This window comes from Amycolatopsis sp. NPDC051758 (genome assembly GCF_044453095.1).
GTDB lineage: Bacteria > Actinomycetota > Actinomycetes > Mycobacteriales > Pseudonocardiaceae > Amycolatopsis.
Genome location: NZ_JBITCJ010000007.1, coordinates 274,202 through 294,993, shown reverse-complemented (window position 1 = coordinate 294,993; position 20,792 = coordinate 274,202). Strand labels below are relative to the sequence as shown.

At 71.8% G+C, this 20,792-nt stretch carries 15 protein-coding genes and 1 pseudogene; 5 read left to right on the top strand and 11 right to left on the bottom strand.

Annotated features, from left to right (window positions below):
- The first annotated feature begins 65 nt into the window (after positions 1–65).
- Both ACIA5G_RS31735 and ACIA5G_RS31730 read left to right on the top strand, forming a co-directional pair.
- A complete protein-coding gene (locus ACIA5G_RS31735) occupies positions 66–1,520 on the top strand; it encodes a glycosyltransferase family 39 protein (RefSeq protein WP_395929825.1) in 1,455 nt (484 codons plus the stop codon).
- A gap of 33 nt (positions 1,521–1,553) precedes the next feature.
- Positions 1,554–2,738: a 4-hydroxybenzoate 3-monooxygenase gene (locus ACIA5G_RS31730; protein WP_395929823.1), complete on the top strand. Its 1,185-nt coding sequence runs from the start codon at positions 1,554–1,556 to the stop codon at positions 2,736–2,738.
- A gap of 11 nt (positions 2,739–2,749) precedes the next feature.
- On the opposite strand, the gene ACIA5G_RS31725 is transcribed toward ACIA5G_RS31730, so the two are convergent.
- The gene (locus ACIA5G_RS31725; RefSeq protein ID WP_395929821.1) at positions 2,750–5,098 is read right to left on the bottom strand and encodes an alpha-L-fucosidase; all 2,349 of its coding nucleotides are present in this window, start codon (positions 5,096–5,098) and stop codon (positions 2,750–2,752) included.
- Between the two features lie 240 nt (positions 5,099–5,338).
- Between ACIA5G_RS31725 and ACIA5G_RS31720 the strand changes: the two genes are divergently transcribed.
- Positions 5,339–5,605: a hypothetical protein gene (locus ACIA5G_RS31720; RefSeq protein WP_395929819.1), complete on the top strand. Its 267-nt coding sequence runs from the start codon at positions 5,339–5,341 to the stop codon at positions 5,603–5,605.
- Between the two features lie 298 nt (positions 5,606–5,903).
- Entirely contained in the window at positions 5,904–7,124 is a 1,221-nt protein-coding gene (locus ACIA5G_RS31715) for an SGNH/GDSL hydrolase family protein (protein WP_395929816.1), read from the top strand.
- Here the strand turns inward: ACIA5G_RS31715 and ACIA5G_RS31710 are convergent.
- From ACIA5G_RS31710 to ACIA5G_RS31665, 10 genes and pseudogenes are all read right to left on the bottom strand, one after another.
- Positions 7,082–8,399: pseudogene (locus ACIA5G_RS31710) on the bottom strand (MFS transporter). The gene ACIA5G_RS31715 and the pseudogene ACIA5G_RS31710 overlap by 43 nt on opposite strands.
- Positions 8,396–8,938: a GNAT family N-acetyltransferase gene (locus ACIA5G_RS31705; RefSeq protein WP_395929814.1), complete on the bottom strand. Its 543-nt coding sequence runs from the start codon at positions 8,936–8,938 to the stop codon at positions 8,396–8,398. Before ACIA5G_RS31705 ends, ACIA5G_RS31710 begins: the two are co-directional and overlap by 4 nt.
- A 50-nt stretch (positions 8,939–8,988) precedes the next feature.
- Positions 8,989–9,462, bottom strand: a complete 474-nt coding sequence (locus ACIA5G_RS31700; protein ID WP_395929812.1) for a hypothetical protein — start codon at positions 9,460–9,462, stop codon at positions 8,989–8,991.
- Between the two features lie 4 nt (positions 9,463–9,466).
- The gene (locus ACIA5G_RS31695) at positions 9,467–14,305 is read right to left on the bottom strand and encodes an RHS repeat-associated core domain-containing protein (protein WP_395929810.1); all 4,839 of its coding nucleotides are present in this window, start codon (positions 14,303–14,305) and stop codon (positions 9,467–9,469) included.
- A 34-nt stretch (positions 14,306–14,339) separates the two neighbouring features.
- Positions 14,340–14,891: a YbaB/EbfC family nucleoid-associated protein gene (locus tag ACIA5G_RS31690; RefSeq protein ID WP_395929808.1), complete on the bottom strand. Its 552-nt coding sequence runs from the start codon at positions 14,889–14,891 to the stop codon at positions 14,340–14,342.
- A complete protein-coding gene (locus ACIA5G_RS31685; RefSeq protein WP_395929805.1) occupies positions 14,888–15,232 on the bottom strand; it encodes a type VII secretion target in 345 nt (114 codons plus the stop codon). The genes ACIA5G_RS31690 and ACIA5G_RS31685 overlap by 4 nt, the downstream gene beginning before the upstream one ends.
- A 4-nt stretch (positions 15,233–15,236) precedes the next feature.
- The gene (locus tag ACIA5G_RS31680) at positions 15,237–17,228 is read right to left on the bottom strand and encodes a hypothetical protein (protein ID WP_395929802.1); all 1,992 of its coding nucleotides are present in this window, start codon (positions 17,226–17,228) and stop codon (positions 15,237–15,239) included.
- A gap of 8 nt (positions 17,229–17,236) precedes the next feature.
- Positions 17,237–17,704, bottom strand: a complete 468-nt coding sequence (locus tag ACIA5G_RS31675; RefSeq protein ID WP_395929800.1) for a hypothetical protein — start codon at positions 17,702–17,704, stop codon at positions 17,237–17,239.
- Between the two features lie 20 nt (positions 17,705–17,724).
- Positions 17,725–18,567: an ESX secretion-associated protein EspG gene (locus ACIA5G_RS31670; protein ID WP_395929798.1), complete on the bottom strand. Its 843-nt coding sequence runs from the start codon at positions 18,565–18,567 to the stop codon at positions 17,725–17,727.
- 165 nt (positions 18,568–18,732) lie between these two features.
- Complete coding sequence (locus ACIA5G_RS31665) at positions 18,733–19,656, bottom strand: 2-dehydropantoate 2-reductase (protein WP_395929796.1); 924 nt, start codon at positions 19,654–19,656, stop codon at positions 18,733–18,735.
- Between the two features lie 114 nt (positions 19,657–19,770).
- On the opposite strand from ACIA5G_RS31665, the gene ACIA5G_RS31660 reads away from it, so the two are divergent.
- Positions 19,771–20,691 carry a hypothetical protein gene (locus ACIA5G_RS31660; protein WP_395929794.1) on the top strand — a complete coding sequence of 307 codons (921 nt, stop codon included), beginning with the start codon at positions 19,771–19,773 and terminating at the stop codon, positions 20,689–20,691.
- The last annotated feature ends 101 nt before the right edge of the window (positions 20,692–20,792 follow it).

Here is a 20,792-nt window from a genome sequence, read left to right as displayed (position 1 = left end):
CACGCCGAGGGGAGACTGCCATGGGGGCCGGTCGCGCATCCGGGTCTTTGCCACGCTTCGCCGCAGTGCCGGTCGGCATCGTCGTCGCACTCCAAGCTGGTGTGCTGACCGCACTTTCCGGCCGGTACGGCTTCCACCGCGACGAGCTGTACTTCGTCGCCGCCGGGAAGCGGCCGGACTGGGGCTACGTGGACCAGCCGCCGATCACGCCGTGGCTCGCGCGGGCGTCGACGGCGCTGTTCGGCGAGACCCCCATGGGCCTGCGGGTGGCGGCGACGCTGCTCGGGATCGCGACGGTGGTGGTCGTCGCGCTGATCGCCCGTGAGGTCGGCGGCGGCCGCGGGGCGCAACTGGCCACCGCGATCGCGACGGCATTGTCGTCGTACGTGCTCGCCGTGACGCACATGCTGGCCACGAACACCGCGGATCTGCTGCTGTGGTCGCTCATCGCGCTCTTCGGCCTGCGGCTGCTGCGCACCGGCGACGGCCGGTGGTGGCTCGCGGTCGGCGCCGCGGCCGGGCTCGGCATGATGAACAAGTGGCTGGTCCTGCTCCTGCTGTCGGGGCTCGCCATCGGGGTGGCCGTCGCCGGGCCGCGCGGCGTGCTGCGGACGTGGTGGCTCGCCGCGGGCATCGGCGTCGCCGCCGTGCTGACCGCGCCGGTGGTGCTCTGGCAGGCGTCGCACGGCTGGCCGATGCTCACCGTCGCGGGCGGGATCAGCGAGGACGACGGCGTGGAGAACCGCGTGCTGTTCGTGCCGATGCAGCTGCTCTACCTGTCGCCGGTGCTGGTGCCGGTGTGGATCGCCGGGCTCGCCCGGCCGTCGCGCGACGCCGGCCTGCGCTGGGCCCGCGCCCTCGCGATCGCCTACCCGGTCGTCTGCGTGGAACTGCTGGCGCTGGGTGGGAAGCCGTACTACTCGGTGCCGTTGCTGCTGCCGCTGGTCGCGCTCGGCGCCGAACCCGTCCTGCGGTGGCTGGCGCGGACCGGGACGGTGGCGCGGGCGCTGACCGGCGTCGCGGTTGCGGTGTGCGTCGCCGCGTCCGTCCTCATCGGACTCCCGGTGGTGCCGCCCACGGCGCTGGGCCCGGTTTTGGCCGTGAACAAGGAACCCGGTGAGCAGGTCGGCTGGCCGGAGTTCGCCGACACCGTCGCGGCCGGGTGGGCGCGGATCCCGGCGACCGAGCGGGACACCGCGGTGATCCTCGCCGGCAACTACGGCGAAGCCGGCGCTCTCGAGTACTACGGACCCGAGCGCGGGCTGCCGCAGCCGTACTCGCCGCACATGTCCTACGCCGACTGGGGACCGCCGCCGGACCGGCTGGTCGGCCCGGTGCTGCTGATCGGGCGCGCCGAGCCCGGTTCGCCGGCGGCGCGGCTGATCACCGGGTGCCGTCCGGTCGGGATGCACCGGGCCCCCGCCAACCTCGACAACGACGAAAACGGCGTCAGGCTCTCGCTGTGCACGTTGACCGAGCCGTGGTCGACGGCGTGGCCGCAGCTGCGACATTTCTACTGAACGATTCGTCCGGTTCGCGCTACCCTCGGGCGCATGGTGGCGACGCGCACGGCGGTGGCCGTGGTGGGGGCGGGCCCGGCCGGGTTGACGCTGGCGAACCTCTTGCGGCGCGCGGGGATCGGCTGCGTGCTGCTGGAGGAGCAGAGCCGGGCGTTCATCGAGCAGCGGCCGCGGGCGGGGTTCATCGAGGAGTGGGCGGTCCGCGGGCTCGAAGCGCGCGGCCTCGGCGAGCAGCTCGTCGCGAAGGCGCCGCGGCACGAGGAGTTCGAGTTCCGGTTCGCCGGGCAACGGCACGTCTTCCGCTACGGCGACGTCACCGGGCAACGGCATTTTGTCTACCCGCAACAACTTCTGGTGACCGACCTGGTCGCGCAGTACACCGACGCGGGCGGCGAGGCCGTCTTCGAGGTCAGTGACGTCCGGCTGCACGACCTGACGTCGGACTCCCCCGCCGTCACGTTCCGCACCGTCGGCGGAGAGCACCGGATCGACTGCGACTTCGTCGCCGGTTGCGACGGCGCCCACGGTGTCTCCCAGCGGTACCTGCCCGCGGATTCCACCGTGAAGGCCCACCACGACTACGGGATCGGCTGGCTGGCCCTGCTGGCCGAGGCGCCGCCGTCGGCCGACGGTGTGCTCTTCGGCATCCACCCGCGCGGATTCGGCGCGCACATGGCCCGCACCCCGACCGTCACGCGGTTCTACCTGCAGACGACGGCGGGCGAGACCGAAGCCGACTGGCCCGACGAGCGCATCTGGCAGGAGCTGCAGGCCCGGCTGGCGGTGCCGGACGGCCCGATCACCGAGGGACGGCTGGTCGAGAAGCGGATCCTCGACATGTACAACTACGTCGTCGAGCCGATGTCGCACGGCCGCCTGCACCTGGCCGGCGAGTCGGCGCACCTGGTCGCGCCGATCGCCGCGAAGGGCATGAACCTCGCCCTGCACGACGCTTTCCTGCTCGCCGAGGCGTACCAGGCGCACTACGCGGGCGATCCGGCCCGGCTCGCCGGCTACTCCGACGCGTGCCTGCCGCTGGTGTGGCAGTACCAGGAGTTCTCGCTGTGGCTGTCGGACATCTTCCACCACACCGCGGCCGCGGCGGAGAACCCGTTCCAGGCACGCATCGCGGAGGCCCGGATGCGCCGGCTGCTGGGTTCACCCGCCGCGGCGGCGGCGTTCGCGGAGCTGTACATCGGGAAGAACGCGGACCTTTAGGACGGCACAGCTCAGCTCCAGGCGATCTTGAACACCCAGGCGAAGCGGCCGGACTGCCGCGCCGCCGCCGGGACGTCGATCACCAGCGAGCCGTTTTCGACGGTCCAGTGCAGGTTTCCGCGGTACCCGAGCAGCGTCACCCGGTCGCCGGCGCGGATCGGGACCGGGGCGTCGACCACCAGCCTGCTGCCCGGCGCGGCGAGGGAGTGCACGTAGAACGCCTCGTTCTGCTTGACCGTGAACCGCAGGTCGCCGAGCTGGGCCATCCGCGACCAGTACGTCGTGCCGTAGATCGCTTCGCCGTTGACCTTCAGCCACGCGCCCGCGTCCCGCAGGTGCCGCTGCATGACGTCCGGGATGGTGCCGTCGAAGTCCGGGCCGATGTCCAGCAGGAAGTTGCCGTTCTTCGAGACGATGTCGACGAGCGTCCGGACGACCTCCTCCGCCGTCATGTACTTCTCGTCGGGGGTCGCACGGTTGTAACCGTAGGAGAACGGGTCGAGGCCGCGGCTCGCCTCCCACTTCGCCACCACGGTGTTCGGGTACGTCGTGTACTCCGGCGTGGTGAAGTCGTGGTCCGGGATGCCGCCGCGGTCGTTGTAGGTGACGTCCTTGGGGCGCTTGCGGTTCTTCGCGTGGTTGAAGTATTCGGTGAGCACGTTGCGGGTGTCGTTGTCCCCGCCGATGTCGAACCACAGGACGTCCGGGTCGAACTCCGAGATCAGCTCGAGCACCTGCGGCGCCTGGTAGTCGCGGACGAAGTCCTTGCCCGCGGTGTAGCCGGTGTAGGGCAGCGCCGCGCCGGTGTAGGGGTTGCGCGGCGCGTGGCCCATCCACGGGTTGTCCGGGTTGAACCACTCGGGCAGCGAGAAGTACAGGCCGTTGCGCAGCTGGGGGGTGTACTTCCGCGACGCGGCGAACAGCTCCGCGATGACGTTGCGCTTCGGGCCGAGCTTGACGGAGTTGCGGTCGCTGACCTTGGTGTCCCACAACGCAAACCCGTCGTGGTGCTTGGAGGTCAGGACGTAGTACTCCGCGCCCGCGTCCGCGATCAGCTTCAGCCAGCTGCGCGGGTCGAACTTCTTCGCGGTGAACATCGGGATGAAGTCGTCGTAGACGAAGTCCTCGCCGTACTTCTGGGCGTGGTAGGCGTAGGTCGCGCCGTTCGGGTCCTGCTGGTTCTGCCAGTACCACTCCGCGTACTGCTGCCCCACCGGCGCCCACGCGGGCACGGCGTACACACCCCAGTGGATGAAGATGCCGAACTTGCTGTCGTTGAACCAGTACGGCGCCCGGTGCGTCGACAGCGAAGCGTCGGTGGGCCGGAAGTCCGGGACACCGAGGGTGATCGGCACCTGCTGGGTGGCGAGGGTGCCGCGCCCGGCGGTGACGCGAATCTGGCCGTTGGTCGTGGTGCCGGGCGGCACGGACGCGTTCGGCGCGAGGCCGAGCCGCACCGTCGCCTGCTCCCCCGGCGCGAGCGCGCGGATGTTCGCCGGCACGGTCGTGCGGCCGCCGGGAACGTCGAGGGTCACGGTGACGCGGTCGCGTGCGCCGAGCCACACGGTGCCCGCGTTGACCACGGTCGCCTCGGCGGCCTGCGGACCGCCGTCGGTCAGCAGGTTCGCGGTCGAGCGGCCGTCGAGCACCAGCGCCGACCGGCCGACGGCGACCGGCTGCAAGGTGAGCGCGAAGACGTGCAGGCTGGACACGTTGGGCGCGGGGGTCGCGGTGGCCGGCAGGGTCAGCGCGACGGCTTCGCGGGCCGGGTCGACCCAGACCTGGCCGGTGGCCAGGGAAACCGGGTTGTTGTCGACGACCCCGCCCGGCGCGTAGCGGAACGGCGAGACCAAGGCGCCGTTACCGGTGTACCAGTCCGGGCCGGACAGGGAGCCGGTGCTCGTGCTGCCGTCGGCGTAGTGCACGGTCGCCGTGCCGCCGGTCGTGCCGTAGCTGGCGGCGACCAGGAAGTACGCGACGAAGTACTTCCCGCGCGGCAGGTCGAGCTGCTGGCCGGTGGCGGCGATGTTGTTCTTCGCCCCGGCGGCCGCGGAGCCGAGCCGGAACGGGACGCCGCCCACGGTGACCGGCCCGGCGGGCAGGTGCTCGGCCGGGAAGGTGTACCCGGACCCGTCGAAGTCGCCGCCCGGCGCCGACGCGCTGTCGATGCCGTCGTTCGAGAACCAGGCCTCGAGCGCGACCGGGACGGGTGGCGGGGGCGGGACGATCGGGGTGTCCGGGCCGTCGGCGGCGGCGTCGACGGGCACCGACGCGTCGGCCGGAGCGAGGCCGGCCGCGGTGAGCGCCACGGCGCCACCGACGGCGAAACCGAGGGCTTGACGGCGGGGGAAGGTCGTCACTGAACCTCCAGGGATCGGATGAGTACGGCGGAAAGACGGCAGACTTCTCCCGCATGAGGGCACATCTGTCTCCGCGGGAGCTAATTCATCCGATGACTGACCCTGCTCGCTGAGCAATGCCCTGTCAAGAGGCCAAGCGGAGCGATCGAAGTGAACCGCGCTCGTGTTCGGCCCGTACTCCTAAGTAACGAGCTGCAGCACTCGCCGCCAGAACCCCAGCCGGACCGAGAGGCCAGACCGATGTCCACCCTTCCGAACGCGCTGAGCCGCCGCGCGATCGCCATGCTCAAGGCGGTCGGCGAAGGCCGCGCCGAGCTCCGCTGCAGCTGCGAACCCGACCTCCGCGTCGACGGCTTGTCGTGCTGCGACCAGAACACCGCCCATGACCTCGCCCGCGCCGGACTGGTCCGGGCCGTCGGGCTCGTCCTGCCCGGCCAGTGGGCGCCCGCCGAGCTGACCGAGGACGGCCGCCGCGCGCTGACCGGCTTCCCGGCCGCCGCCGCGTGAGCGGGAAACTGCGCTGAACCGTCCCGCGCCGGCGACCGTGCTCTGGGTGAGGGCGTCTCGCACACGCCCTCCGGAGTCGCCACGACGCAACGATCCGGGCCCAGCCTCCGCCCGATCGGGACCGGGCACTCCGGCGAGCGGCCGTCGCGGCAACGGCCACCTCGCGCGGGCCCGTCCGGCATCCCCAGAATCCCGGACGGGCCCGCCCCTTTTTGCCGGGTTCACTGTCCGGGATCTTGTCCAGTCGCTCACCTGATCAGCGGTCGCCCGTCCGGGGGTCACGCGCAACCGTAAGGTTATGCGACGCTTCCTCGCCGTGAGCGCGGCTGTCCTGACCGGGTTCGGCCTCCTCACCTCGGCCGGTAGTGCAAACCCGGAAAGCGCCTTCCCGGTCCTCGCCGAGCACGCCGTCGGCGGCTGGGTCGGCACCTGGGCCGCCGCGCCCGCGTCCGCCGTGGCCGGCACGCCGGACGGCTATCCGGGTTATTCGATCCGCAACGTCGTGCACACCAGCGCCGGCGGTGGCCGCGCCCGCGTGCACCTCTCGAACGCCTTCGGCGCCTCTCCCCTGACCTTCGGACACGTCACCGTCGCGGTGCAGGGCTCCGGCCCGGACGCCGTGCCGGGCACCCTGCGGTCGCTGACGTTCGGCGGTGCGGGAAGCGTTGTCGTGCCGGCCGGCGCCGAGGCGCTGAGCGACCCGGTGAACCTGCGGGTGCCCGCCGACGCCAACCTGCTCGTCACGACCTACGTGCCGACGAAGTCCGGGCCGGTGACCTACCACCCGGCCGCGTCGCAGACGTCGTACTTCACCCGCGCGGGCGACTTCGCCGGCAGCGAGTCCGGCGCGCCGTACAACGAGCAGACGTCCGTGTGGCACTACGTCTCCGGCGTCGACGTCCAGGGCGGCGCGGAAGCTTCGATCGTGACGCTCGGCGATTCGATCACCGACGGCGTCGGCTCGGTCGCCGGCGCGAACCACCGCTGGCCGGACTACCTCGCCGACCGCCTGCACGGCCGCTTCGGCGTCCTCAACGCGGGGATCAGCGCCAACCGCCTGCTGCTCGACGTGCCGGGCTCCGGCGCGGGCCAGAACGCGCTGTCGCGCTTCGACCGCGACGTGCTCGGCGTCGGCGGGGTGCGGACGCTGATCGTGCTGGAGGGCATCAACGACATCCAGCAGGACCCGCACCAGACCGACCCGAACGCGATCACGTCGGCGTACCGGCAGCTGGTGGCCCAGGCGCACGCCCGCAACATCCGCGTCCTGGGCGGCACGCTCACGCCGTTCAAGGGCTGGCGCGTCTACGACGAAACCCTCGAAGCGACCCGGACCGCGGTGAACACGTTCATCCGCACCAGCGGCGTGTTCGACGGCGTGGTCGACTTCGACGCCGCGGTCCGCGACCCGGCCGACCCGCTGCGGATGCTGCCGGCCTACGACTCCGGCGACCACCTGCACCCCGGTGACGCCGGCTACGAGCGGATGGCCGCGGCGGTCCGCCTCGACCGGCTGTGATCACTCCCGGGGGATGAACGCCACCGCGACCAGGCTGAGCAGGGCCACCGCCACCAGGTAGAGCGACACCGAAAACGAGGTGCCGGTGGAGGTCTGCAACGCCGTCGCGATCAGCGGCGCGAAGCTGCCACCCAGGACCGCGCCGACGGCGTAGGAGAACGACGCGCCGCTGTAGCGGTACCGCGGCTCGAACAGCTCCGCGAACAACGCCGACTGCGGCCCGTACGTCGCGCCGAGCCCGACGTTGAGCACGATCACCGCCACGATCAGCCACAGCGCCTGACGGGTGTCGACCAGCAGGAAGAACGGGATCGGCCAGACCACCAGCAGCACCGACCCGGCGAGGTAGACCGGCTTGCGGCCGACCCGGTCCGACCACGACGCGGTCACCAGGATGCTCACCAGCCACGTCACGCTGCCGACGATGACCACCACCAGCAACGTGGTCCGGTCGATCTTCAGCACGGACGTGCCGTACGACAGCAGGTACGCCAGGAAGATGTACCCGATCGCGGTGTTGGCGATGAAGCTCCCGGACGCCACCAGCAGCGCCCGCGGCCGTTCGCGCAGGACGTCGACCATCGGCCGGCGGCTGCGCGCCGCGGCGTCCTCCAGCTGCGTGAACACCGGGCTCTCCTCGATCCGCAGCCGGATCACCAGGCCGACGCCGACCAGCAGGATGCTCAGCAGGAACGGCACCCGCCAGCCCCACGACGCGAACTGGGCGTCGGTCAACGCCTTGCCGAGGACGAAGAACACCAGCTGCGCGAGGATCAGCCCGGCCGGCACGCCGATCTGGGAGAACGCGCCATACCGGCCGCGACGTCCTTCCGGAGCGTGTTCGACGGCCATCAGCGCGGCCCCGCCCCACTCGCCGCCCGCGCTCAGGCCCTGCAGCAGCCGCAGGACCAGCAGCAGGATCGGGGCCCAGACGCCGATCGCGGAGTACGTCGGCAGCAGGCCGACCCCGACCGTGGCCACGCCCATCAGGAGCAGCGAGAGCACCAGCATCGCCTTGCGGCCGACCCGGTCGCCGAAGTGGCCCCACAGGATCCCGCCGACCGGACGGGCCAGGAACCCCACGCCGAGCGTGGCGAACGCGGCGAGGGTGCCGGACGCGGGCGAGAGCGTGGTGAAGAAGAGCTTGCCGAACACGAGCGCCGTCGCCGTGCTGTAGATGAAGTAGTCGTACCACTCGATCGTGGTCCCGATGGCGCTCGCCACGGCGACCCGCCGCAGCTGCCCGGGCGTACCCGGCAGCGCCTGCGTGCTCACGAGCCGGCCAGTGCGACGGCGGGGACCAGGTCTTCGGCGAGCAGGTCCATCAGGAGCCCGTCGTGCCAGTTGCCGTCCGGCCCGCGCTCGTAGGAGCGCATCGTCCCGACCGGCTGGAAGCCGAGGGACTGGTAGAGCTTGATCGCGGACTTGTTGTCCGCCGCGGGATCGATCACCACCCGGTGGTGCCCGCGCACGCTGAACAGGTGCTCGGCCAGCGTCCGGATCGCGTCCGAGCCGAGGCCGTGGTGCTGGAAGTCCGGGTGCACGGCGATGTCGATCCCGGCGTGCCGGTACTGCGGATCGGCCTCCTCGAAGGCGAGTTCGATGCCGACGACGACGTCGTCGTGTTCGATGGCGTAGGTCGTGGTGCCCTCGTCGGGGTCCAGTAGATAGGACACCTGGGCGGCCACCGGCTCCTCGGCGTCGGCCCACCAGCGGGCGACTTCGGGATGCGACAGGATCTCCTCGAACCGGGCGGCGTCCGTGGCTGCGGCGGGCCGCAGCCGGACACGGCTTCCGGTGATCAGGCCGGTCATCGGCCCAGTGTCGACCCCTGGACGCCCCCTGTCGAGCCGTTGACCGGGTGCTATGCGTAGACGGTGACGAGGTCCGAGCCCGACTTCGCGGCCCGCTCGACCGCCGACACGACGTCCTGGACCGCTTCGGCGTCGTCGTCGTCGAGGTCGCCGGGCAGCTCGCCCCGCCGTGCCAGCGCCTCGCGGAGCTCGGTGTTCGTCACCCACCCGATGCTCGGGTACTCCGGCCAGGTGATCCCTTCGAGCGGCCGTTCCAGCAGGTGCCAGGCCAGGTCGTCCCCGAGCACGGACGCGATCGTCTCGCCGAAGAGCTCCTCGCGGAACCAGTCGCCGCCGGACGAGCTGTGGTCCAGCGCGCCGAGCTCGCGGCCCTGCCCGAGCACGATCCGCACCACGGCGTCGCCGACCTCCGGGGTCGCGTCCCCGCCCCCGGCGGCGACGAACGCGGCGACCGTCGCGTCTTCGTGCAGGCGCCGCTTCAGCTCGTCGAGGGCCATCTCCCGGAAGACCACCGCGTAACCCATGTCCCTACTCCCCGTAGCCCGGCGTGACCTTGACGACCGCCTTGCCGTCCGGGCCCACCGTCGTGTTCACCGGCACGTACTTGTAGTTGCCGTCCTTGATGCTGTCCCAGATCGCGGTGCCGACCTCGGCCCGGCCGTCGTAGCTCTTCGCGGTGGGCTGGGTGTGCTTCATGTTCGCCGCGACGTCCTTGAGGTAGTCCTCGTCGCCCTGGTTGAGCTTGACGTCGACGGGGCGGTCCGCCTGGGGCACCGGCGAGCCGTCGCTCGGGTCGAACCGCTGCGTCCGGCCGGTCATGCCGCCACTCAGCGTGGAGCCGTTGCCCTTCGCCTCCACGACGTGCATCGTCTTGCCGTCCCAGTAGCTGACGTCGGCGACGTTGCGGCCGTTGAACGCCACCGCGTTCGGCCACGGTTTGCCGGGCTCCTTGCCGTACTTGCCCGCCTCCAGCGGGTTGTCCTTGGTCGGCGTGATCATCTGCAGGTCGTCCTTGCCGGTGACCTTCTTGAGGTAGTCGTGCGCGCCGGCCTCCCCGACGTCCTCCGACCGCTTGATCTTCGACTTGCCCTCGGCGTCCTTGAACCCCTTGCCGGCGCCCTCCGGCGCCGGCGGGAAGTTCTTGTACTTGTCGATCGCCGGGTCCTTGAGGTCGTCGTTGACGATGTCGCCCGGCTTGTAGTTCTTGCCCGTGTTGGGCCGCTTGTTCGAGCCCGAGCCGGACGCGCCGGTCGAGTCGTCTTCGGAGCGCTTTCGCTTCGGCGGGCCGTCGTTGATGATCTTCCCGCACGGCGCCACGGTCGGCGCCAGGCCGAGCGGGTCCGCCGCGAGGAGCGGGTTCGGCACGTACGCGACCGGGTTCGGCGCGGGTTCGAGGCCCAGCGGGTCCGGGCTGAGGTACCGCCCGGTCGCCGGGTCGTAGTAGCGGTAGACGTTGTAGTGCAGCCCGGTCTCGGCGTCCCGGTACTGGCCGGGGAACCGCAGTGGCGTGCCGCTCGGGTCCGCGGTGTCGGCGCCCCACAGGTCCGCCTGCCCGCGCCACAGCAGCGCGCCTGCCGCGTCGACGAGCTCCACCGGGGCGCCAACCTGGTCGGTGACGACCGTGGCCAGCCGACCGGACGCCAGCTGTGCCAAGGGTTTCCCGTCGTCCGGGTGGTACTCCCAGGTGGTGACCCGGGCGCCGGCCTGCTCCTCGACGAGGGTGGTGCCGTCCCAGGTGAACAGCACCTCCTCGGCCACCACCGGGGCGCCGCCCGGCGCGCCCGCGACGATCCGCTGCTTGGCCGTGCGCCGGCCGAGCGGGTCGTAGCGGTAGCGCCACTGGCTGCCGTCCGGGGTGACGACGCCGGTGAGCCGGCCGAGGGCGTTCCAGGTGTAGTGCCAGACGCCGTCGGGCGTCCGGCGGGCCACCAGCCTGCCCTGCGGGTCGTATTCGTAGGCGGCAGTGTCCGACGTGGTCAGCCGGGTGCCCGTGTAGAACCGCCGCTCCCGGGCGGTGCCGGTGATGTTGCCGGCGCCGTCGTAGCGGTACTGCTCGGCGCAGTTCGGGCCGGTGACCGCGGTGACCCGGCCGGCGGCGTCGAGCTGGTAGCGCACCGGGCCGGTCGTGTTGTCGTCGATCCCGGCGAGCTCGCCGTCGGGCCGGTAGTCGTAGCCGCGGGTGTGCACCGGCCGCCCGGCGACCGAGACGGTCTGCGCGGTGAGCCGCTCCCCAGCGTACGCCTGGTCGAGCACGACGTCGCCGAAGACGCGGCGCGTCTCGGCGGCGCCGTCGTGTCCGAAGTGGATCGACTGGCCGGCGGTCTCCAGCGCCAGCGGGACACCGTCCGGGTCGAAGCGCCACACACTGTCCACTCCGGACGGTGTGCGACGGCGGACGAGGTGGTTTTCGTCGTCGTAGCCGAAGGAGATCGTCCGGCCGTCGACCGTGTGCGCCAGGACGCGGCCCTGCTCGTCGCGTTCGATGTCCACCCGGGACTCGGCGTTCGCCGCGGCGGCGAGCCGGCCGACCGGGTCGTGGCCGAACGTCGTCAGCTCGTCGGCCGTGCGCCGGGAGACGACGTTGCCGAGCGCGTCGTAGGTGTACTCGACCACCAGGCCGGCCGACTCCGAGCGCACCAGCCGGCCGGCGGGGTCGTGGGCGTACCGGCTGACGCGGCCGTCGAAGTCGGACTCGGCGGCGAGCCGCCCGGCCGGGTCGTAGGTGTAGTGCCAGGTCAGCCCGGCCGGGTTGGTCACCGCGACGAGGCGCAGCTCGGTGTCGTAGGTGTACGACGTCCGCGCGCCGGTGGCGTCGGTGACCGCGGTGAGCAGGTCGAACGGCCCGTATTCGCGCACCTCCGCCTGGCCGAGCAGGCCGGTGTGGCCGAGTTCGTTGCCCTGCCAGTCGTAGCGCCACTGCTCCTGCGCCCCGGCCGGGTTCGTCCGGGCCAGGAGCTTGCCTTCGACGCTCCAGCGCAGCTGGTTCCGCCCGCCGACGACGTCGAGGACCGCCTTCGGTCGGCCGAACAGGTCGGTGTCCGTGCCGCGCTCGCGCGCATGGGCGGCGGTGACCGCCGCGGTGCCGGGCGCGGCGGGCTCCTCTTCGGCCGCCGTCGCCGCCGAGCCGTCGGAGACGCCGAGCTGCGTGGTGTACGGGTCGGGCGCGCTGCCGGCCGGGTAGGTGCGCCGCCAGATCCGGCCCGCGGCTTCGACGGTGATGTCGAGGGCGCCGTCGAGGTGGCGGGTGACGGCGACGCGGCTGCCGTCCGGCCGGACGACCGCGCGCAGGTCGCCGTCCTCGTCGTGCTCGAACAGCGTGGTCCGGCCGAGCGCGTCGGTCCGGCTCTGCTGCCGGTCGTAGCGGTCCCAGGTGGAGGAGGTGACCGCGCCGAGCGGGTCGACCTCGCGCACCAGCTGGCCGAGGTGGTTGAAGTGGTGTTCGGTGCGGTGACCGAGGGAGTCGGTGAACGTCGTGACGCGCCGCGCCGGGTCGTAGGCGAACCGGCCGTCGAGGAAACCGCCGTCCCCGACGGTGACCACGCAGCGGCCGTCGACGTCGTAGAGGTAGCGGTACCAGACGTCGTTGCGGTCCTGCCAGCCGGTGATCCGGCCGGCGGCGTCGTACTCGAACCGCACCGCGGTCTCCGACGAGTCGAAGATCGCGACCAGCCGGCCGCGCGCGTCGTAGTCGTACCGGGTGGCGCGGACCCGGAAGCCGGTGTCACCGTCGAGCACCTCGACCGCGACCACCCGCCCGCGGTCGGTGGTCAGCTCCACCTCGTAGCCGGCCGAGTGCGACAGCCGCGAAGGCGCGCCCATCGGCGTGTAGGCGACGGAAATGCTGCTGCCACTGACATCTTCGACGCGCTGCACCGGTTGGAGTGCGTCACCCTGGCCGGGCAGGGGCGCGAAGGTGAGCGTGCGGCGGGTCAGCGGGTCGTACAGCGAGTACCCCGTGCCGGTCCGGGTCAGCGGGCGCCGCGGGCCTTCCAGCGGCAGCACCGGGACACCGGCCGCGGCGTGCGGGTAGACCAGGATCAGGCCGTCGGCGGAGAAGTAGCAGACGTGCTCGCCGTCGAGCTCGAGCCGCTGGTCCACAGTGGACGTCCAAGTGGGACCGAACCACTGCCCGGCCCGGTAGGACGAGATGTGCGTCCGGTCGAGCACGAGCGGGAGGGGGTCGGTCAGCTCCAGGTCGCGCTGCTCCAGGATGACGTCGCCGTTGGCCACGTCCACCGGGTCGGACTTGCAGACGCGGTCGTCCGGGCCGACCCCGCGGTCACGCGGGTTGTCCGGCTTGTTCGACGAACCGGGGCCCTTGTCCCCACCGCCCTTGCCCGCGCCCGAGGGGGTGGTCGAGCTGTTCGGCGACGGGTCCGGGCTCTTCGGGGTGTCGTCGGGGCCTTTGGACGCGGGTGGCGGGTCGGTCTTCGGCGGGGCGTCCGGGCCGCCCTTGCCGCCGGACGGCGTGGTCCCGTCCCCCTTCGCGCCCGACGGTGTGGTGCCGTCGCCCTTCGGCGGTGGCGCGTCCGGCGACCCGTTGCCCTTAGGCCCGCCGATGTCCTTCGGGTTGCCCTTGATGTCGATGCTCTTCGGCGGCGGCGCAGCCTTACCCGGCTTGATGTTCCGCAACGCCTTCGCCGCATCCGAAAACAAATCACCCGCACGCTTCAACAGCGGCACCAGCGCCTTCAACGCCGTCACCAGCCGCTTCACCAAATCCGCGATCTTCGACGCCGTCTTCGCCACCGCATTGATCACCTGCGGCACCACCCACGTCAAACCGATACCCAGGGTGAACACCACCTGCAACGCCCAACTGATCAGATGCCCGATCAGCTCCGCGATGATGTCACGGACCAGCGCCCGCACCGCCGCGACAACCTCACCAGCCGTCTTCACACCACTGGAAGCACCCTCACAGCCCTTCTGCGCCGTGTTCAACAACGTCACGGTGTCATCCGCCCGCTGCCGATAGGTGTCAGCGGCATTCCCCGTCCACGACACGGTGTCGGCCTTGACCATCCCGGTCAGATCCTCACCGATGCTGCCCAGCTCGGTCGCGATGTTCTTCCACGTCTCCGACTGCGCCGCGATCTCGTCGGCGTTACCAGTCAGCCCGTTGAGAGCCTCCTTGAGCGGCCCGACGTGCTCCATCAGCCACCCGACCCCAGCCGCCAAAACCGCGCCGAAGGGGTCCATGGCCATCGACAACGCGTCCAGCGCGGTGCCCACGGCCCCCATCGCCACCGACGCCCAGTCACCGCTCTCGATCGCGGACTTCAGATCCGCCGCCGACTCCAGCAGCGAAACTCCCGAGTACGCCTTGGTGGAGTCCTTGGTCTCCGCGACCAGCGGGTTCGCCACTACACGACCTTCCTGAAGGCTCGGGCGAACCGAATCACCACGGGTTGTTGTCGTCGTCCTCCGCGGCCGCGGGACGTCGTTGCGGAGGCGAAGCCGGCGGGGCCGACGGCGCCGGCGGGACCGCCGCGCCGCCCGCCGGGGACGGCGGCACCGGGCCCGGCTCCGCGGGCGGCTGCTCGTCCGGCTCGTCCGGGTCGGGGAACCGGCCGCGCAGCGTGTCGAGCAAGGCGCCGCGGGTCTCGCGGTCCTCGTCGCCGAGCTGCTCGGCCATGACCCCGGCGACACGGTCGGCGATGCCGGCCTGCGCCCGGCGCATCGTGGTCAGGATCTGCCGGGACAGCTCCTCGAGCGGGAACGACTTGACCTTGTTGCTGAAGGTCAGGTCGGTGACGGTGCCGTCCGCCCCGACGGTGACGGCGACCGCGCCGTCGGAGCTGGTCGCGGTGAGCCGCAGCCGTTCGGTCTGCTCCTGCGCCGCCTGGTACCGCTCCGCCTTCGCGGCGAACCCGGCGGCCCAGTCGTCCATTCGGCGGATCGTCTCGTCGGGGTCCCGCATCAGGTCCCCCAGGCCGTTCGGCCCCGTCATGCCTTCACCTTCGCTTCAGCGGCACGCGGCGCCGCCGTGAGCTGCCGCTCGAACGGCTGCGCATTGCCTTCTTCACCGTCGCGGTAGGACTGCGCCGCGGTCTTGACGTTGTCCGCCAGCCCGCGCACACCCTCGACCGAGGCGGTCAACGTGTCCTTCGCCTGTTCTCCCGTCGGCCGGATGATCGGCGGGAGGAACGCGCACAGCAGCCCGTAGGCGTGGTCCGACATCGCCGAGTCCGAGGCGGAAACGGCCGTGTTCAGCCGGTCCACCAGGCTCTCGACGTGACTCGCGTGCGCGACCAGGTCGTCCGGCTCGACTTCGAAGCCGCCGGCGGTCATGCACTCACTTCCAATCCTGGTTCTTCCAGTCACCGATCACCGGGGGCGCGACGACCTGTTCTCCGGCGAAGAAGTTCGGGTCGTCGTTCTCGACGTAGTCGGCCGACTTGTGTTCCTTGTCGTCTTCCTTCTTGCCACCGCGGGCTCCGGCGCCCATGCCGCCCATGCCCGGGGCGCCGGCCGCGCCGGCCTTGCCACCGGACGCCGCCGCGTTGCGCGCCGCCAAAGCTTCGGCCTCCGCGGCCGCGCCGGACGCGGCACCACCGCTGAGGTTGCCCGCGCCGCGCATGCCCGCGCCGCTCGCACCCCCCGCGCCGGAGCCGGAGCCGCCGATCCCGCCGAGGGAGCCGCCACCGGCGCCGCCGCCACCCAGGCCGCCGAGCCGGCTGGCGATGCTCTCGCCGTTGATCCCGCCGCCGCGGCCGATGGTCGGCAGCTTGGCCCCGCCCGGGCCGGTGCCGATCCCGCCGGTGCCGGTGGGCAGGCCGGTGATCGGGTCGATGCCCGGCGGGGTGAAGCCGGGGATCGGGCTGCCGCCGCGGATGCCCCCGCTGCCGCCCGGGATGTCCGGGACGGGGATGTTCGGCGGGGTGTACCCGCTGCCGCCGATCCCGCCACCGGTGCCCCCGCCACCGCCGCCGATGCCGGACGGCGAGAAGCCGGACGACGTCGTCGAGTCGTCGAAGCCCGGCAGTGAGGAGCCCGGGATGCCGGCGCCGCTGAAGTTGCCGCCGCCGGGGCCGCCGGGCACGTCGAAGTTCGGCGGCGTGAAGCCCGCGCCACCGGCGCCCGAGCCGCCCGCACCGCTGCCGCCGCCGGACGCGGCCGGGATGCCGGCGCCGGAGAAGCCGGAGCCACCGGCGCCGAACCCACCGGAGCCTGCTCCACCTGCACCGGAGCCGTCACCCGGAATGCCGGAGCCGCCGCCAGGGATGCCGGAGCCTGGGATGCCGGAGCCGGGCGCGCCCGCGCCGGAGCCGCCGGGGCCGTTCACGCCGTCGAGACCGGCCATGGTCCCCTCGGCCGGGATCCGCGCCGAAGCCTGGTCCATCGCCGTGCGCGCCATCAGCGGCTGCGAGCCGTCGGTGCCGGCGCCGCCCGAAGCCGGGCTGCCCAGCTGACGCGCCGTTGCGGTCGCGGTCGGCAGCTTCGGCGGGGCCGGGAAGCGGGGTGTCGCCACCGCGCCGCCGATGGTCTCGTCGTACTGCGTCATGATCTGCGCGGCGTGGTCCCGGGCCGCGGTCTGCGCCCGGTAGGTCTGCATGGCCTCGCCGGCCGCCGCCGCGTACTGCACCGGGTCGGTCATCGACATCAGGCGCTGGTTGGTGCTCTGCAGGTCGAACTGCACCGGCGGGTTCGCGACCATCTGCCGCTGGGTCTCGTTGAGCGCCTGGGAGTGGATCTCCTGCTGCCGCCCGGCCAGCGTCGCGCCCTGCGCGGTCGCGCCCAGCCACTTGCCGACCCCGGCGAGGTGCTCGCGGACGGCGTCGCCGGCGTCACCCTGCCAGTTGCTGGTGCTCGCGTTGATCGCGTCACCCAGGGTCTTCTGGTGCGTGCCCAGGTCGTTGCCGACCGCGACCCACTCCTCCGAGGTCTCCGCGACGGTCGCCGGGTTGGCGTCCTGCGTGATGGCCTCGTTCATCTGCTCGTGGCTGGCGTTGGCCCACAGCGTCTTCGGCGCCCCGCCGTTCTCGCGCATGGTGAGGCCCTCGTCGAGGCCGTGCTTGGCGTCGTCCAGGTGCTGCTGGTACAGCTCCTGGATCTTCTTGTCGCGCAGCACAGGGTCGACGGCCGGGCCGAGCCAGCCGGCCCGGATCTCGTCGTCGATCTGCTGGGTCGCCATCTCGCGGATCTCGTCACCCGAGGGCGTGTTGTCCGTCTTCAACGGCCCGACGTAGTACTTCGACGACGTGTCGGCGGTCACGTCGTAGAGCGGACTGCGCGGGTTGTAGTCCGGGGACGACGGGTCCGAGACGGACTCGGCGGTGGGTGCCACGGTCTCCCTCAGCTCTGGTCGGCGGACGGGAGCGACACGAGCGTCGCCCGCGTGTCCTCTTCCCGCGTCTTGTAGTTCTGCTTGGCCAGCTTGATCGCTTCGATGTAGGTCGGGAACTCCTGCCGGGCGGCCTGCAGCTGGGTGACCAGCCCGTGGTCGTCGGCGGCGGTGCTGACCATGTGCGCGGAGACCCACTGCCCGGTCGCGGTCCGGCTCATCGCCGGCGCGTCGTGCAGCCGCTGGAGGTTGGCCCAGCGCTGCTCGAGCGACTCGAGCACGCCTTCGAGGGCCTCGATCAGCTGGTTGCCCGTGGTGTCGTCGATGGCGAAGCCACCGGTCTGCGCGAGCCGCTTCAGCTGGGCGCCGGCGAGCCCGACGCGAACCGCGGCCATGGCCTTCTGCGCGGGTTCGGTCGCGGTCTGCATCTGCGCCGTCGCCTGGAGAGCCTGGGCGACCGCCTCGGTCTCTTCCGTCATCAGGACTGTTCCCTTTCCGGTCAGTAGACCGCGGCGATCGCGTCGCGGATCGCGCGGGCGAGGTCGGCGCGCCCGGCCGGCACGTATTCGGCGGTCAGCTCGCCCGCGTCGCCGGTCGTGGTGTGGACGAGGTAGCGGCCGTCGGCGGTGTCCAGCCAGCTCAGCGGCTCGCTGGCGACCCGCTCCCCGTGCCTGCCCTGGGCGGTGACGGCGATGTGGCCGCCGCCCAGCCGCGGCTCGGCGAGCACCCGCTCCAGCACCGCGACGTCGGACGACTTGGGCGCCGGCGGCCGGCGGCCGGGCCGCACCACGGCCTTCACCTCGATCATGCCGAAGGCGTCGGTCTCTTCTTCGTCGAACTCCGCGTCCGCGATCCGCTTGGCCGTCATCGCCGAGACCTCGCGCCCGGCGGCGCGGTGCACGACGTGCTTGCCGGTGGTCGCGGCCGGAGCCGGCGGCAGGACGCCGGTGACGACCTCCACCAGGTCCTCGTCCGCGAAGAGCGAGAACAGCAGGTCGTCGTTGTCCGCGGCCTGGGTGATGCCGAGCGCCTGCGCGCCGTCGGTGACCACGAGCACGGCGACGTCGGCGCCGAGGCCGTCGATCCCGCTCACGGCAACCGAAACGCGGGGCTCGGCCAGCAGCTCGAAGGCCGTCCGCACCCCCGGGTGCAGTTCGCCCGAAACCGAAAGCCGCCGCTCCTCGAGCGCGTCGTACACCTGGCGCGCGACCCGGACGAATCGCACCGGGTCGGTCGGGAGGTTCCCGGAGCGCAACGGGTAACGCCGGAGGTCACCACCGGTCGCCCGGCCGACGACCAGGGACTCGACGGCCCCGAGGACGAACTCGAACCTGTCCGCCATTTCCCCTCGCTGCTTCTTGTTGCCAACCAAAGCCGTCAAACCCTCAAGCAACTCTCTTGACGAAGATTAGCAGTGCCGGATCACCCGGGGTCGGCGCCGCCACCCGGGTGCCCGAAAGACCACGATCCCTGGGACTGCGCGGGCAAAGCGCGCTCGGTGACGAGTTCACCCGATGCGGTGCTGGTGGACCCGCAACTGCAGGGTGACGAGGTCCAGCAACGGCACCCGAACGCCCAGCTCACGGGCACGCGCGGTGAGATCGCCGAAGATCTGCTCCCCCTCGACCGGGTGACCGCCGAGCAGGTCGCGGTACAACGAAGAACCACCCGTCCCGGGATCGGTCACGATCCGGCGTGTCCCCTCGAGCTCCGCGGCGGACACCGGATAGCCGGCGGCCTCGGCGACAGCAGCCGCTTCGGCCACGACAGCTTCGGAGAACTCGACGCCACCAGGCACGGCGACGACGTCCCCGGTGGTGCCCCGCATCAGGCTGTTCACGGCGCCGATCGCCGCGATGAACACCCATTTCGCCCACATCGCCCCGGTGATCCGCTCGTCGAGCGCGGCGGCGAACCCGGCGTCACGCAGGGCGGCGTCAACATCGGCCAGCCGCGCCGGCGGCGGGTCCGTGCGCGCGCCGTAGGCCAGGCTCTGCAGCGGCCCGAGCCGCCGGATCGCACCGTCGTCGTCAATCGTGGTCTGCACCTTGGCGACCCCGCCGAGCACCGCGGCCTTCCCGAACCGCGCTTCGAGAGCGTCGATGTGCGCAAGTCCATTGAGGAACGGGAGGATCAGCGTCTCGGGGCCGACGGCGGCGGCGAAATCGTCGATGGCCGAAGCCAGGCCGTTCGCCTTCACCGCGAGCAGCACGAGGTCGTAGGTCTCGTCGAGGGAGCCGGTTTCGACGAGTGCCGGTTCGAGCAAGGTGTCCTCGCCGAGCCCGGTGATCCGCAGGCCGCGTTCCCGCAGCAGCTTCGCCCGCCCCGGCCGCACCAGGAAGGTGACGTCCCGGCCCGCCTGCAGCAGCCGTCCACCGAAGTACCCGCCGGTCGCACCGGCGCCCACCACCAGAATCCGCAAGTCGTTCACGACGCGACGTTACGCCCGAGCCGGTCGCGTCACCACAGCGTCCGCACAGCAAGACACAGCAAACGGACAGGTGATTTCGGCAGCCGATCGGCGTCGGCAGGGCGTTGACCAGGCATGGGAAGACGGATCCGGTGGACGCTCGCAGGCGCGGGCCTGACGGCAGCGGCACTGACGGCCGGGCTCCTGGTGGCCCTCGGCGGCCGCAGCACGACCCCGGTGGCGGCTTCGGTAGCCCCGCCGATGGATACGGCGATCAGCCCGGCCCCACCGACGTCGACGTCCGAGGTCCCGTACCCCGACCTCTCCGCGGTGGCCGGCGACGTCTCCGACGCGGTCACGGCGGCATCGCGCGGCACGAACGTCGGGTTCGTCCTGTACGACCGCCGGTCCGGCAAGGTCCTGGCATCTCTCGAGGCGGACCAGCCGTACTACACGGCCTCGGTGGTCAAGCTGCTGATCGCGATCGACGAGGTCCACGACGACACAACGGGCACCTGGGCACTCCCGGACGCCGACGCGGTCCAGGACCTGACGGACATGCTGGCGGGTAGTAACGACGGGATCGCCTCGGCGTTGTGGGAGCAGAACGGCGGCAACACGATAGTCACGCGCACGGCGGCGCTGATCGGCCTTTCGAACACCACACCGCCGACCGACCCCACGCAGTGGGGAATGGCCAAGATGAGCGCCGCCGACGTGGTGGCGGTCTATTCGTACCTCGAGGACTCGGTACCCGACGAGGTGGCGTCGCCGCTGCTAGCCGCCCTTGGCGACGCCCGAAACCCGGCCGACGACGGCTGGGACCAGTACTTCGGAATTCCGGACGGACTGCCGGGGATGTCGTGGCAGATCAAGCAAGGATGGATGATCCTGCGCTATGCGCTGGTCCTGAACACGACCGGGGTGGTGGGTGGCCGCTATGTCGTGGTGCTGTTGACCCAGCAGCCGCTGGTGAGTTCGGCAAAGGGCCGGGCCGCGGTGACGGCGGGAGTCAAGACGTTGGGCCCGTTGCTGACGCAGCTGAACGCGACCTGACGCGGTTTGGGCCATTTTTCGGTGTCCGCCGCTGTCATACACAACGTTGAACGGCGTGGGCCGACGGTGGCACCAGCCTCGGCCGGCCAGCTGGCGGTAGG

Bases quoted from the DNA above. Each gene is read 5' to 3' on its own strand.
- ACIA5G_RS31730 (WP_395929823.1), top strand. From the start codon at position 1,554: ATGGTGGCGACGCGCACGGCGGTGGCCGTGGTGGGGGCGGGCCCGGCC.
- ACIA5G_RS31720 (WP_395929819.1), top strand. From the start codon at position 5,339: ATGTCCACCCTTCCGAACGCGCTGAGCCGCCGCGCGATCGCCATGCTC.
- ACIA5G_RS31715 (WP_395929816.1), top strand. From the start codon at position 5,904: ATGCGACGCTTCCTCGCCGTGAGCGCGGCTGTCCTGACCGGGTTCGGC.
- ACIA5G_RS31705 (WP_395929814.1), bottom strand. From the start codon at position 8,938: ATGACCGGCCTGATCACCGGAAGCCGTGTCCGGCTGCGGCCCGCCGCA.
- ACIA5G_RS31700 (WP_395929812.1), bottom strand. From the start codon at position 9,462: ATGGGTTACGCGGTGGTCTTCCGGGAGATGGCCCTCGACGAGCTGAAG.
- ACIA5G_RS31690 (WP_395929808.1), bottom strand. From the start codon at position 14,891: ATGACGGGGCCGAACGGCCTGGGGGACCTGATGCGGGACCCCGACGAG.
- ACIA5G_RS31685 (WP_395929805.1), bottom strand. From the start codon at position 15,232: ATGACCGCCGGCGGCTTCGAAGTCGAGCCGGACGACCTGGTCGCGCAC.
- ACIA5G_RS31675 (WP_395929800.1), bottom strand. From the start codon at position 17,704: ATGACGGAAGAGACCGAGGCGGTCGCCCAGGCTCTCCAGGCGACGGCG.
- ACIA5G_RS31670 (WP_395929798.1), bottom strand. From the start codon at position 18,567: ATGGCGGACAGGTTCGAGTTCGTCCTCGGGGCCGTCGAGTCCCTGGTC.
- ACIA5G_RS31660 (WP_395929794.1), top strand. From the start codon at position 19,771: ATGGGAAGACGGATCCGGTGGACGCTCGCAGGCGCGGGCCTGACGGCA.